Annotated in this window: 14 protein-coding genes; 8 read left to right on the forward strand and 6 right to left on the reverse strand. The window is 47.8% G+C overall.

Annotated features, from left to right (window positions below; all coding sequences use genetic code 11):
* Positions 1-372: 372 nt before the first annotated feature.
* Positions 373-906 carry a PadR family transcriptional regulator gene (locus HP399_RS09890; RefSeq protein WP_144613527.1) on the forward strand — a complete coding sequence of 178 codons (534 nt, stop codon included), beginning with the start codon at positions 373-375 and terminating at the stop codon, positions 904-906.
* A 57-nt stretch (positions 907-963) separates the two neighbouring features.
* On the opposite strand, the gene HP399_RS09895 is transcribed toward HP399_RS09890, so the two are convergent.
* On the reverse strand, positions 964-2,076 hold the full coding sequence (locus tag HP399_RS09895; protein ID WP_173618493.1) for an aminopeptidase: 1,113 nt from the start codon (positions 2,074-2,076) through the stop codon (positions 964-966).
* A 173-nt stretch (positions 2,077-2,249) separates the two neighbouring features.
* The gene (locus HP399_RS09900; RefSeq protein ID WP_017250455.1) at positions 2,250-2,342 is read right to left on the reverse strand and encodes a YjcZ family sporulation protein; all 93 of its coding nucleotides are present in this window, start codon (positions 2,340-2,342) and stop codon (positions 2,250-2,252) included.
* A gap of 225 nt (positions 2,343-2,567) precedes the next feature.
* On the opposite strand from HP399_RS09900, the gene HP399_RS09905 reads away from it, so the two are divergent.
* The 3 genes from HP399_RS09905 to ytxJ all read left to right on the forward strand — a co-directional run bounded on the left by HP399_RS09905 (position 2,568) and on the right by ytxJ (position 4,077).
* Positions 2,568-2,801, forward strand: a complete 234-nt coding sequence (locus HP399_RS09905) for a hypothetical protein (protein WP_007721226.1) — start codon at positions 2,568-2,570, stop codon at positions 2,799-2,801.
* A gap of 428 nt (positions 2,802-3,229) precedes the next feature.
* A complete protein-coding gene (locus HP399_RS09910) occupies positions 3,230-3,628 on the forward strand; it encodes a hypothetical protein (protein ID WP_173618492.1) in 399 nt (132 codons plus the stop codon).
* Between the two features lie 122 nt (positions 3,629-3,750).
* A complete protein-coding gene (gene ytxJ, locus HP399_RS09915) occupies positions 3,751-4,077 on the forward strand; it encodes a bacillithiol system redox-active protein YtxJ (protein WP_173618491.1) in 327 nt (108 codons plus the stop codon).
* Between the two features lie 73 nt (positions 4,078-4,150).
* On the opposite strand, the gene HP399_RS09920 is transcribed toward ytxJ, so the two are convergent.
* A complete protein-coding gene (locus HP399_RS09920; protein ID WP_173618490.1) occupies positions 4,151-6,307 on the reverse strand; it encodes a cell division protein FtsA in 2,157 nt (718 codons plus the stop codon).
* 314 nt (positions 6,308-6,621) lie between these two features.
* Here HP399_RS09920 and HP399_RS09925 point away from each other — a divergent pair, with 314 nt between their 5' ends.
* The 4 genes from HP399_RS09925 to HP399_RS09940 all read left to right on the forward strand — a co-directional run bounded on the left by HP399_RS09925 (position 6,622) and on the right by HP399_RS09940 (position 10,257).
* Positions 6,622-7,719, forward strand: coding sequence for a bifunctional 3-deoxy-7-phosphoheptulonate synthase/chorismate mutase (locus tag HP399_RS09925; protein ID WP_173618489.1), 1,098 nt, complete (start codon positions 6,622-6,624; stop codon positions 7,717-7,719).
* A gap of 126 nt (positions 7,720-7,845) precedes the next feature.
* Positions 7,846-8,154, forward strand: a complete 309-nt coding sequence (locus HP399_RS09930) for a metal-sensitive transcriptional regulator (RefSeq protein WP_007720961.1) — start codon at positions 7,846-7,848, stop codon at positions 8,152-8,154.
* Between the two features lie 115 nt (positions 8,155-8,269).
* Complete coding sequence (ccpA, locus tag HP399_RS09935) at positions 8,270-9,280, forward strand: catabolite control protein A (RefSeq protein WP_017250448.1); 1,011 nt, start codon at positions 8,270-8,272, stop codon at positions 9,278-9,280.
* Positions 9,281-9,324: 44 nt separating this feature from the next.
* Positions 9,325-10,257, forward strand: coding sequence for a 5'-methylthioadenosine/adenosylhomocysteine nucleosidase (locus HP399_RS09940; protein WP_173618488.1), 933 nt, complete (start codon positions 9,325-9,327; stop codon positions 10,255-10,257).
* 161 nt (positions 10,258-10,418) lie between these two features.
* Here the strand turns inward: HP399_RS09940 and HP399_RS09945 are convergent, their stop codons facing one another.
* From HP399_RS09945 to HP399_RS09955, 3 genes are read right to left on the reverse strand one after another with little or no spacing between them, the layout of a single operon-like run.
* Entirely contained in the window at positions 10,419-11,576 is a 1,158-nt protein-coding gene (locus tag HP399_RS09945) for an acetoin utilization protein AcuC (protein WP_173618487.1), read from the reverse strand.
* Positions 11,573-12,217, reverse strand: a complete 645-nt coding sequence (locus tag HP399_RS09950; protein WP_007720953.1) for a CBS and ACT domain-containing protein — start codon at positions 12,215-12,217, stop codon at positions 11,573-11,575. The genes HP399_RS09945 and HP399_RS09950 overlap by 4 nt, the downstream gene beginning before the upstream one ends.
* Before the next feature lie 32 nt (positions 12,218-12,249).
* Positions 12,250-12,882, reverse strand: a complete 633-nt coding sequence (locus HP399_RS09955) for an N-acetyltransferase (RefSeq protein ID WP_173618486.1) — start codon at positions 12,880-12,882, stop codon at positions 12,250-12,252.
* Between the last annotated feature and the right edge of the window lie 9 nt (positions 12,883-12,891).

The raw sequence follows: 12,891 nt of genomic DNA on the forward strand, positions 1-12,891 counted from the left end.
CACGATGGAGACTACTCCCTCTTGAACTCGCTCGACAATGGGAACGAAGAAATTAAATGGGTGCAGACTGCTGCTGCTCACAGGGTACTTTACCCGCGTATATTGGGACCATTTTTTACTTTTCACCGATCTCTCCCCCTACAGCAGATAGGTATGTATCATCTTATGGGGAGCGGAGGGGGAAGGGACGCCCAATTTCTAGTCGAGTGTTTGGATATATCATTAATTTTGATTGATATAATAAAGAAATAGCATTGGTATAATTATTTGAATGCCTTTATAATAACATGTAGTTAAAGAATATTTTGAACATAAAGGCTAAGTCCTAGCCGCTAGAGAGAGAAAAAGAACGGTAACGGAGGATGCGAAGAGATGGATGTTAAAACGATCATACTGGGTTTCTTGAGCTATGGGGAAATGAGTGGCTACGATATTAAGCAAGCGTTTACAAACAGCATTGGATTCTTTTATGACGCTAGCTTTGGTGCTATTTATCCAGCATTACGCAAACTGGAGGAAGAAGGCTTCGTAACGAAGCAAGAAATCATTCAGTCTGGCAAGCCGAACAAGATTTTGTACCGTATTACAGAAGCCGGAAAACAATCTTTCCGTCAAGAAATCCAGACGCCTATCTTGCCGCCAGTATTGCGTTCAGACATGCTGGTTAAGATTTTCTTCGGCAAGAGCCGCACGATCGACGAGCAAAAGGATTTGCTAGAGGGCTGTTTGGATACACAACGTCAATTGCTCCAACAAAGTAAGGCCTCTTATAAAAAGCTGGAAATGAATTTTGACGAATATCAACGTTTTTGCTGGGAGTATACCATTCATCATCTGGAGTCAACGATTTCCTTTATGGAACAAAAAATGACTTCCTTGTTGAAACAACCAGCTTATTCCGTTTAGCCACATAAAGCGAAGGGCTCATGTCTTGTGAACAATGAGCCCTTCGCTTATTTTCATTTATTTAAGGTTTTCTGGATTGAGGCATTCGAGCTCAGGTACAACGAAACGTCCGTCTTTGCGGATCAGGCGATCGTCGAACCAAATTTCTCCACCGCCCCACTCAGGACGTTGAATCATAACCAGGTCCCAGTGCACGGAGGATTTGTTTCCGTTAAATGCTTCATCGTAAGCCTGTCCTGGTGTAAAGTGGAAGCTTCCATCGATTTTTTCGTCGAAGAGGATGTCTTTCATCGGGTTTTGGATGTACGGATTCACACCAATCGCAAATTCTCCAACGAATCTGGCACCTTCATCAGTATCAAAGATTTCATTGATCTTCTCTGTATCGTTTGCAGTTGCTTCGACGATTTTTCCATCTTTGAAGGTCAGCTTGATATTGTCGTATGTAAAGCCTTGGTAAGGAGATGGCGTGTTGTACGCGATCGTACCGTTGACGGAATCACGGACAGGAGCAGTAAATACTTCTCCGTCAGGGATGTTGGCTTCACCTGCACATTTGATTGCCGGAATATCTTTGATGGAGAAGGTCAGATCGGTGCCTGGCCCTACGATACGTACCTTGTCGGTTTTCTCCATCAGCTCGACCAAGCTGTCCATGGCTGTATCCATTTTGCCGTAATCAAGCGTGCACACTTTGAAATAGAAATCTTCGAAAGCGGCGGTGCTCATGTTAGCCAACTGAGCCATAGATGCATTTGGATAGCGAAGCACGACCCATTTGGTATGCGGTACGCGAATGTCCAGTACAGGACGCGCTAGCAGCTTGGAGTGAAGCTGCATTTTGTCTCCAGGCACATCGGAGAGCTCACTGATGTTGTCTCCGCCACGAATGCCAATGTAGCAATCCATTTGCTTCATGAAAGCCACATCTGCTTCACGCATGATACCCAACTGTGTTTCGTTGGCACCCATCAAGAGTTCGCGCTGAACGGATTGGTCGATCAGTTGGACAAACGGATTTCCCCCGGCTTCGTATACCTTGGCAATTACGGCTTTTGTCAGATCGGTAACGTTGCCAATGGAGTAAATTAAAACGTTTTCACCAGGCTTGACAGTCACTGAATAATTGACGAGGACGTCAGCCAGTTTTTCAATTCTTGGATCTTTCATAGGAAGGGGATCCCTCACTTTCCATATCATTCTTATCTATTGTACACAACTCAAATAGAAAAAAGCTACCCACTGGCGAGGGTAGCTTGCGGAGGAAACGCGCTTGAAGGATTCGGTACTTCATGTATATGCAACGGCCTGCTAAATATGGCTATATCTTCGGGGAAGAAAGATTAGTCGCAGCTGCACCCGATAATAACCAGCAGGATGAAAAGAATCAAAACCAGAGTGAAGCCGTCGAATTCTCCATTAAAGATGCCGCTCATCGAATAAACATCCTCCTCATATGTGTGTTAAGCCTCTTGTGCTTACATCTACAACATATGGGTGATGGCATAGGACCGAACCGGGCATCCGCCCATTTTTAAGAAAATTGTTTGGGGAATCTCTCTTTTTCATACTCTTGCAGTTCTCGATGTTTATTATTCTGAAAAGCAGGAAAAGCTAGAGGATACCAAAAGACTTTGCAAGTATGAAAGGATGTTTATGTGATGCAAAGATCATTATCGAGCCTGCAGCATGATTTGGTCCAAATTACGATTAATGTTGGAGAAGAATTTAAATCCATTGTGTGGAAAGCGCAGTACGATATGGACTTCAATACAGAGTGTCTGTTTTGTTTTTCCGAGCAAATTACCGGCTACCGTGTAGAAGATGAAGACGGAAAAGCGGGGAAAGTCGCTGTTTGTCCGCATTGTGAAAAAGTAAACGCCATCTACGCGTGAAATTGAAGTTTGATCACAAAGGAAAGACGATGCTGCTTGCTAGCATCGTCTTTTTAGTATGTTTAAGTTGTTGCAAGTTTTAAAAGGTATCGATGAACGCACAAAGCTGGTGACCTTGACAACGCCTACCCAGTCGGAACTTCAAAAAGGGGACCACGCTTGTCGAACACTTCTTCCTAGAGAAACTTCCGCCCGTAGGGTGGCTTTGGCTCGACGGTCCCCTTTTTGAAGTGGAGACGGACAGTCAATCCCCCGGCTGGTGTGTCAGAGTCGAAGAGAACTGTGCTTTTTCTTCTCCTCCACTATGTTGACTCTAGTCTATATCTGACTCTATATCCACCAAGTACCACCTGCTCTTTAGCAGGATTGAAAGGAGGCTTCTCGAATAGTATGAGAGGCATACATAAGTAGATATAGGGGTGAACACCGTGCAAAAGAAATGCAGCCGCTGCGGGAACGAAATGGAGATCGAGCTGCGCAACGTCGTGTACCGGAAACGGGTTAAAATTATGAATGTACCTGTACACGTCTGCGTGGACGAAGACTGCGACCATTCCCAAGTGGTAGATGTGATTAAGAATGATTTGAAGTCACTCATGGAGGAACTGGGCCAACATCCGCAGCGCCAGGCAATCGAATTCGAAGAAATGTCAGAGTTATCCAACTTATTGGTATTGATTGCTAATGAGAAGGTGAATTCGACCGTAAGAGAATTACTTGGTGAAAAAGTCAACGAGCTATTGGATCTGTTTTTGTTGGCGCAGTCCCTTGGCGATGAAAAATGGATGCTGGAGCTACGCGAACGTCTAACGAAAATTATGGTGTAAGGATAAAGAGATGCCTAGTAGAAAGGTATCTCTTTTTTCGTTTCTCCACTGCACCGCAAATGTAGACTTTGCTGCTTGGACTTATGTATACTGATAGGCACATGAGATAAGGAGAGATGAACATGTCACAAAAACAGCTTCACTCCATAGAAGAACTGGATGAGTTCGTAGCGAAAAATGGGAAAAAGCTTTTGTTTAAGCATAGCACGATCTGCCCAATCAGTACGTCCGCTTATGAAGAGTTTCAGGCGTATTTGCTGGACAATCAAGTGGATTCTGCGGTCATTCTGGTACGGGAGGATCGCCCTGTCTCCAACGCCGTAGCAGATCGTTTTTCCATCAAACACGAATCTCCGCAAATCTTTTTGCTGGAAGACGGAGAAGTAAAATGGCACACGTCTCACTGGAAAATTACAAAGGACGCGATTGGTCAGGCGCTTAACGCGTAATCAAAAAGCCGGGACACCCGATAAGCGAGGTGAAAACCGGCTTTTTGCATGGAGAAAAAGAGGGCTGGAGAGACTATTCCCAGAATAGCTCCAACTTGTCTCCACTTTTCAATTCTGTCTGGAAGTTGGCTTGTTCGCCGTTGACGAGCATGACGAATCCAGAGATACTCTCACGGTCGGGCTTTTCCAAGGAAACATCGACAAAACGAAAGACGTCGCTAAACACAGGGGCAGACGCAGGTGAGGATTTTACCATGATGTCGGCACCTTCGCTCACGGGATCAGAGGCATTCGCCGCTTTTCCGTCTACCGTAATCGATACCTGTGCGACAGGCAATACGACCCGTTCACCATTGAAGTGGACGATCATTGTCTCCTGTACCCATTCTTCCAAGGGGATGACATCCTGAATGGAAGGAGCGGTGATTTCATCTTGCCGGTATACGAGGACATCGCCTTGCCGGACGACATCTGTCAAGGCAACTGGCCTTCCGTTCAACTCGATCACCTCGATATGGGACGGAATCGTGTAATCTTGTCCATTCACAGAAAAATGTAAGCCTGATTCCACTGATGCTTTTATTTCAGCGAGCTCTACTACCTCATATACTGTGCGGGGGAGACGGATGTCCACCTCGGCACGATCTGCGATTAATGTATCGAGAGTGGCAGCGGCTCCGTTTACAAGAACGACTGGACCGAGCGAGTAGGGACGGTCATTGCAAATCACCTCAAACGTGTCCAGCTCATCGAATAAATCTTTGGCAAACACACGTGCATCATCGCCATTTGTACCTGCCACTACGGTGATTTGGTCCCCGTCATTGATTGGCGTGTCGAGACTGACGCTCTCTCCGTTGCGCTCCATCACCGGCGCCGTACCATGTCCACCCGGAATCATTTTCATCCGTCCATTTACGGTGACTGTCATGGCCAATCCGGGGCGACCATACAGACGGCGGATATCCAGTCCGGATGCAATGAGCGCATCACCCAACGTCATTTTTCGTAAATCGAAGATGCGCACAGGAGCGTCATTGACTGTAACGGTTACATAGCGCAACGGATGACGGCGCGCAGCAACAGCAATACCGACTGGCGTTACGAACTCAGGTCCACTGAGCGCAGGATTGTCTCCGACGTACTGTTTGATCGCATCGCCGCCTCTGACAGCAACACGGGCGGCAGGAATATTCAAGACCTGAGCGACTTTTCCAGTAAGCCCAGGAGTGAGGCTGCCGCCACCGATCAGCATGACCGCTTGCGGAGCTTTTCCGTTGAGCTCCAATATTTTGAAGGCAATTTTATCGGCGAGTTGCTGGATGTCTGCTTCAATCGCACTCGTTACCTCGGCAGCGCTCATCGTATGCTCCATGCCAAGAATGTCGGTGAAGGTGACAGATTCCTCAGTGGATAAGAGACGCTTCACTTCTTCTGCCATCGGAAAATCCATGAGAAAGGCGTTCATGAGTGCATCTGTGATTTCATCGCCTGCAACAGGCACCATGCCGTAGGCGGTAATCGCGCCTTCCTCAGTCAGCGCTACGTCAGAAGTACCTGCACCGATGTCCACCAATGCGATATTCAGTCGGCGCATGGTCACAGGAATCAGGACGTTAATCGCCGCAATCGGCTCAAGCGTCAATGCCTGCATTTCCAGATCGCATCGTTTCAAAGCAGCGATCAGCGAGTCGACAACCACACGTGGAAGGAAAGTTGCGATCACATCTGCACTTGCTATGTCACCCCGCTGGTCAATCAGACTCCCGATCAACTCTCCATCCAGATGGTAATGGACGACGCTGTAACCGACGCAATAATAGCGGGTGACGTCTTGATCCTTTAGCTCTTGGGCTAATGCGGATTGGGCCTCCTGTACAGCGGAAAACTCCAAAGCGATAACATCTTCACGCGAGATGAAGGCATGTCTGGCTAACGGCATATCCACACGAACGCGACGGGTGCGCAATGACCGACCGGCAGCAGCGACCGCTACCTGATGCAGTTTTCCATATTTTCCTTCCAGCTCTTCTTTTATTTGTTGAATCACCTTAGCTACGGCGACAATATCGTGAATTTGCCCATCGAGCATGGAGCGTTCATCGTGCTCTCGAATTGCGCAGTCCAATACGCGGTACTGCTCTCCGGTCGTTTCCACGATCAGACCGACGACGCTGCGTGTTCCAATATCTAATGAAAAAATAAGCTCAGGGGCTGTGATGTCAGACAAAAGTAGGTCACTCCTTGTAAGAGGTTGTTCAAAAAGTCTTTACAATACTTATCGGTGATTTTGGACTGTATCGGAAAGGAACATTCACTTTTAGCTAGAACATATATCCAAAACTATTCGATTCGAAAGGGAAAGAATCCTGTCGAATCAAGGAATCTTCTTCGGTTTGACGAATAATTGGAAAAGATAAAAAAACAGAAAAAATTTACTTTCGCGCTTTTTGGCGCTAAACTGCTGACAAGGGTGTTTGAATCGATTATAATTACCCTAATTTATCGATAAATCCCTATATAAAAAGAGGAGAGTGGAGAGAGATGGCACACGATCAAATCGAAACCATGCGCAAGCAGATAGACGAGATCAACCTGCAAATTCTTGAATTGGTCAACAAACGAGCTACCTTGGTTCAAGAGCTCGGCAAAGAAAAAGAAAAACAGGGCAGCAACCGTTTTGACCCAGAGCGTGAGCGCCAAATGCTCAATCTGCTCGTTGAAAACAATAAAGGTCCTTTCAATGACAATGCTATTCGTCATTTGTTCAAGCAAATTTTCCAAGTTTCCTTAGATCTGCAAGACGACGAAAAGAAAAAAGTGCTCCTCGTTAGCCGTAAGAAAAAGGCAGAGGATACTGTTATCACGGTAAAAGGCGTAGAGTTCGGTGGAAAAAATCCGATTCTCATCTCAGGTCCTTGCTCCGTGGAAAGCTACGAGCAAGTAAGAGCAGTAGCAGAAAACCACGCAAAACGCGGACTGCGCACACTGCGCGGCGGCGCATACAAGCCTCGTACTTCGCCATACGACTTCCAAGGTCTGGGGGAAGAGGGCTTGCAAATCCTCAAGCGTATCGGGGATGAATTCAACCTCGTAACGATCAGTGAAATCGTGACGCCAGCAGATCTTGAGATGGCGACGAAATACATCGATGTCATCCAAATCGGTGCTCGCAATATGCAAAACTTCGAGCTGCTGAAGGCGGCAGGTCGTGTGAACAAGCCGATCCTCTTGAAGCGTGGTCTCTCTGCTACGATTGAAGAGTTCATCTACGCGGCAGAGTACATCCTGTCCGAAGGTAACACACAAGTCATGCTGTGCGAGCGTGGAATCCGCACGTATGAAAAAGCGACACGCAATACGCTCGATATTTCTGCAGTACCACTCCTTAAGCAAGAGACGCACTTGCCAGTGTTTGTAGACGTGACGCACTCTACCGGTCGTCGTGATCTGCTCTTGCCTTGCGCGAAAGCAGGTTTCGCAGTCGGTTCTGATGGAATCATGGTAGAGGTTCACCCAGATCCAGATGTGGCATTGTCTGATGCGAAGCAACAGTTGAACATTCCACAGTTCAACGAGTTCGTTGATGAACTGCTCGCTTCTGGCTTGTACAAAGGCGAGATTGTGGCAACGAGAGCATAAGAATACCTTTTGAGTACGATTTGAAGGTCCTTCCTGCGCGCGGAAGGACCTTTCTCATTTGACGAACCATTGGCGACCAAGTAAGCTAGAATTACGTGCTGATATTGGTGAAGGAGGATAAGCCATATGGAAGACAACCATCAATGCTGCTCGACTGATCGGTCCACCGAAAGGCCGGATAAAATCAAGTCTAATCTCATCTCCCGTCTCAATCGGGTAGAGGGACAAGTTCGCGGAATTCGCGGAATGGTAGAAAAGGATGTCTACTGCGACGACATTCTCAATCAAATTGCGGCTGTGCAGTCTGCACTGAATGCGGTTGGGAAAATGCTCCTCGAAGGACATATGAAAAGCTGTGTAATGGATCGCATTCAACAAGGCGATCATGAAGTGATTGATGAGCTTTTGAAAACGATGAACAAACTCATGAAGTAACGGGTGCGTAAGCCGTCAAAAACGATTGCATCGGCATACGGCTTGTCGTATCATAGGTGCATATATTTATGAAAACGCTTATGAAAACCAGAAAATAGGGAAATGAGGGTGCATGATGCCGGTTACTATATACGACGTAGCAAGAGAAGCGGGGGTGTCGATGGCGACAGTTTCCCGCGTAGTCAACGGGAATCCCAACGTAAAGCCTTTGACCCGAAAAAAGGTATTGGCTGCGATTGAGCGCTTGGGATATCGACCAAATGCGGTTGCTCGTGGACTCGCTAGCAAAAAAACGACAACAGTTGGTGTCATCATCCCGGATATCTCCAGTTTGTTTTTCTCCGAATTGGCGCGAGGGATTGAAGATATCGCTACCATGTACAAATATAACATCATCCTGTGTAACTCTGACCAACGGATGGAAAAAGAATTGCAGCTCATTAATACCTTGCTCGAAAAGCAGGTGGACGGGCTTCTGTTCCTGGGCGCAGAAATCAAAGAAGATCATTTGCAGGCATTAACAAGCACGTCTGTACCGACTGTACTCGCCGCGACTCGTGATGCGGACAACGTACTTCCGTCGGTTAGCATTGACCATTTCCAAGCCGCATACGATGCGACGGAAGCATTGGTTGCACGCGGGCACAAGCGCATTGCGATGATCGCGGGTCCTGCAAACGATCCATTGGCAGGGTTGATGCGCTATGAAGGCTATAAAAAGGCGCTGAAAGATGCGGGTATCGAGCTAGATGAAGAGCTGATTGCGACAGGCAACTACTTTTATGAATCAGGCTTGTCCACTACAAAAGCTTTTCTTGCCCTTAAAAATCCGCCGACGGCGATTTTCGCAGCAAATGATGAGATGGCTATTGGTGCGATCCACGCCATTCAAGATTCTGGCCTAAACGTGCCAGGTGACATCGAAGTCATTGGTCACGATAATATTCGTCTGGTTGAAATGGTACGTCCACGACTGACTTCTGTCGTACAGCCAATGTATGATATTGGTGCGGTGGCGATGCGCCTATTGACCAAGTACATGAATAACGAGAATGTCGAAGAGCATGTCGTGCTGCTGCCGCATCGAATTGAGTATCGGGAGAGCACAAAGCCCGAGCAAGCTTGATCGAAAAGGGACGTAGGCAATGGATAGCAAGAGGGGGATGGGAAATGCGTTACGGAATTATCGGCGCGATGGATGAAGAAATCGCGCTTTACTTGGAAGCGATGCAAGACACGACTACTGCCACCAAAGCAGGCATTACCTATTACACAGGTAAAATGGAAGGCAAGGATGTCGTGCTGTGCAAATCAGGAGTCGGCAAGGTGAATGCTGCCGTGACGACGCAAATCCTCATCGATTCATTCCAAGTAGAACGTGTCATTTTCACTGGTGTGGCAGGAGCCGTACACCCTGAATTAAATATTGGTGACATTGTGGTTTCGACGGATTGCATCCAACATGACATTGATGTGACGCCGCTGGGCTTTGAACCAGGACAGATTCCGTTTACAGAGCAATGGACTTGGCAAGCGGATGCTGGGCTGATGCAGCAAGCGATCGATGCGGGCAAGGAGCTGGAAGCGGGAGTTCAAGTAGTGAGCGGGCGTATCTTGTCCGGCGACCAGTTCGTTGCCAGTCGGGAAAAGGTGCAATGGCTGTATGAGCAATTTGCAGCACATTGTACCGAAATGGAAGGGGCATCTGTTGGACAAGTATGTGCGATGAATGGCGTGCCGTTTGTCGTAGTTCGTTCGATGTCGGATAAAGCAGACGGCTCCGCGCATGTAAACTTCGTGGAATTTACCAAGCTGGCTTCCCAGCGCTCCTACGCGATTGTTCGTAACATGCTGACAGCTTCACAAGCATCGACAACTGCGGGAGTGATCGTTTACTCGACGAAAAACTGTGTGGATTGCGACATGGTTAAAAATTGGCTGACAGCAAAAGATATTTCCTTTGAAGTGCGCGATGTCATGACGAGTCGTGCCTATCAAGAGGAAGTAGAGCGCTTTGGCTTCATGGGTGTGCCTGTAACAGTCGTAGGCGATAAAGCGGTAAAAGGCTTTGCACCTTCTGAGCTAGAAGAGCTTGTGAAATAAGTTTTGGAACAGAAAAAGCGTGCTGACCAGTACCTAAAAGGTACGAGGGCAGAACGCTTTTTTTTACGTATAGGAATTTATAAAATAAATTCCGGAGCGCATGAAAACTTTCCACTTAAACGCGGTCGCTCCTCATTGAATAGGCCTCGGTAGAGGTTTTCTTACTTCTCTGATCCAATAGGTGCGTACAGCATCGCACGTTCCAACGTAAGCCGATTTTTTTCCGTGATCTCTGCTCGTCGTGGGATTGTTGGGAATGGTTCGTCAAAAAGCCGAGGTGGCAAGGGCAAATCCGTTTCAGGCTGCCAGCGCTTGAGCCAGGCTTCAGGAAGATCACCGTCCGTAAGAGGCTGATCGCTCATCTCACTCCATACCAGTGTCCACGCTCGCGGCACCACCCGCCAAATATCGTAGCCCCCGCCGCCTACAGCAATCCAACGACCGTCGCAATATTTATGAGCGAGACGGTGGGCAAGACGAGGAATCGCTTGATAAATCTTCATCGAGCAAGACAAATGGGTGAGAGGATCGTACGCATGAGCGTCACAACCATTTTGGGTCAGGATGACATCAGGCTTGAAGCCAGCCGTTAGCTTTGACACTAGCTCTTCATATACTTCCAGAAAAGAATCGTCTTCCGTGAAGGCATCGAGAGGAACGTTGACAGAATAACCGTAACCGCTTCCATCTCCACGTTCAGACAAATTCCCTGTTCCCGGGAAGAGATACTTTCCTGTTTCGTGAATGGATACAGTCAGTACATGAGGGTCATCGTAAAACGCCCACTGTACCCCATCTCCATGATGGGCATCTGTGTCGATATACAGCACACGCGCATTCCAGTTTTTTCGCAAATAAGCGATCGCGACGGAGCAATCGTTGTAGATACAAAATCCAGAGGCGCGTCCACGAAAGGCATGATGCAGTCCACCAGCGGGATTGAAGGCGTGTTCTGCCTGTCCACTCATAACTGCGTCCACTGCGTTTAACGTACCTCCGACGATCAGCGAGGACGCTTCATGCATGTTCGAAAAACAGGGAACATCCTCTGTTCCCAAGCCATAACTGGCTGCCTGCGGAAGCTCGTGTTCACTATGGCCCTGATCGCGAACAAATTGGATATAACGTGGGTCATGCACCAGGGCGAGCTCTTCATCTGTCGCCGGTCGGGGAGTTAGGATGTCTGAGTCTTTGAGTATTCCGTAACTGCTCATCAGATCGTGTGTGAGGAGCAGACGACGCTGGTTGAACGGATGATCATCATGAAAATAATATTGCGTGTAGTCTGGAGAGTAGATCAGACGAGCATTTCGGCTCACTGGGGTATCCCTCCTTCCGTAGGTCCGATTACGGAAAAGCCCTTTTCAAGAAGCAATTGCTTCACGATACGCGGATCAATTGTCTGTACCCGAAAAACAAGGTTCTTTTTTGCGGGCTGTTTCCCAGGAAAGACTACGACGCTGGTGACATTTACTTGTGCATCGCGAAAGACTTGACTGACTTCTGCCAGCATGCCAACGCGGTCATCTACTTCGACTTCGATATGGGAGCTAGGTTTGTTTACACCGAAAAGTTCGATCAGGCTAGAGAAAAGATCCGATTCTGTGATTAATCCTACGAGCCGATTCCCTTCGACGATGGGTAGTGAGCCGATTTTGTGCTCGTATAGTTGGAGGGCTGCGTCTTCGATGAAATCCAGTGGGTGGGCAGTGATGACTTGTTGATTCATGATATCGGCTACAGGCTTGTGCAGGACGGTGTCGTCATCGTCATGTGTCAGCAGGCGAGAGGGGAGAGCGTCTCGCAGGTCACGGTCCGAGATAATGCCTACGAGTGAGTCGTTTTCAATGACAGGCAGATGCCTGATTCTGTTTGCACGGAGGAGGAGAAGCGCTTCTCCGATTGTAGTGGATGGCTGGATCGTAACAATTTTTTTCCGCATAATCTCTTCAATACGCATGAGTGACCTCCTGGAATCAAAAGGCATCCAAACTAGTAAAGAAAACGATTTTGAAACCGCATAGCATCAAAGGAAACGACTGTTTCTGGCGGTACACGCTTGCCGATTTTTGCCATTAGACAGTTGGCGGGATGTGAGCATATTTCTGGATCATCTGTCGCCATCCAGCTCAGGCCAGCACTGCCCATGACCTTTTCCATGACCTTTCTGTATTGCCATACATCGAGTCCTGTTCCTTTCAGATCCCAATGCCAGTAATACTCAGTTGTAATAATGACGTAGTCTTCCATGGCGTCGTCCAAGAAGGCGACTTCCAGCAGCTTTTTACCTACGCCACCCGCTCTCACTTTATGACTGATTTCAATCGCGCCCAGCTCCAGCAAATCAGGCAGTTGGGCTTGCGACCATCGCTCCAGTGGATCGGGGTGCAGAAAGGTCACGTAGCCGAGGACGAGGTCTCCTTCGCGTGCAATAATGATGCGTCCTTCAGGCAAATCAGCGATTTCGATGAGAGCTTCATGCTGCTGTTCAGGGATACGAAAAGCTTTCAGTCCCTCGTCAAAGCGTAATGAGGCCAGATGACTTCCTGTAATCGGTCCTTCGACGAGCAGCTCCTTGTTGTTCACCATTAGACTCAATGAATGATAGCGTTTGATGTGCTCCATCAGTTCCCC

The organism is Brevibacillus sp. DP1.3A (genome assembly GCF_013284245.2).
Lineage (GTDB): Bacteria > Bacillota > Bacilli > Brevibacillales > Brevibacillaceae > Brevibacillus.

What these genes read in the sequence shown, in the direction of transcription:
- ccpA (WP_017250448.1), top strand. Translation starts at nt 8,270, where the DNA reads ATGCCGGTTACTATATACGACGTAGCAAGAGAAGCGGGGGTGTCGATG.
- HP399_RS09955 (WP_173618486.1), bottom strand. Translation starts at nt 12,882, where the DNA reads ATGGAGCACATCAAACGCTATCATTCATTGAGTCTAATGGTGAACAAC.
- HP399_RS09925 (WP_173618489.1), top strand. Translation starts at nt 6,622, where the DNA reads ATGGCACACGATCAAATCGAAACCATGCGCAAGCAGATAGACGAGATC.
- HP399_RS09895 (WP_173618493.1), bottom strand. Translation starts at nt 2,076, where the DNA reads ATGAAAGATCCAAGAATTGAAAAACTGGCTGACGTCCTCGTCAATTAT.
- HP399_RS09950 (WP_007720953.1), bottom strand. Translation starts at nt 12,217, where the DNA reads ATGCGTATTGAAGAGATTATGCGGAAAAAAATTGTTACGATCCAGCCA.
- HP399_RS09900 (WP_017250455.1), bottom strand. Translation starts at nt 2,342, where the DNA reads ATGAGCGGCATCTTTAATGGAGAATTCGACGGCTTCACTCTGGTTTTG.
- HP399_RS09890 (WP_144613527.1), top strand. Translation starts at nt 373, where the DNA reads ATGGATGTTAAAACGATCATACTGGGTTTCTTGAGCTATGGGGAAATG.
- HP399_RS09930 (WP_007720961.1), top strand. Translation starts at nt 7,846, where the DNA reads ATGGAAGACAACCATCAATGCTGCTCGACTGATCGGTCCACCGAAAGG.
- HP399_RS09940 (WP_173618488.1), top strand. Translation starts at nt 9,325, where the DNA reads ATGCGTTACGGAATTATCGGCGCGATGGATGAAGAAATCGCGCTTTAC.
- ytxJ (WP_173618491.1), top strand. Translation starts at nt 3,751, where the DNA reads ATGTCACAAAAACAGCTTCACTCCATAGAAGAACTGGATGAGTTCGTA.
- HP399_RS09905 (WP_007721226.1), top strand. Translation starts at nt 2,568, where the DNA reads ATGCAAAGATCATTATCGAGCCTGCAGCATGATTTGGTCCAAATTACG.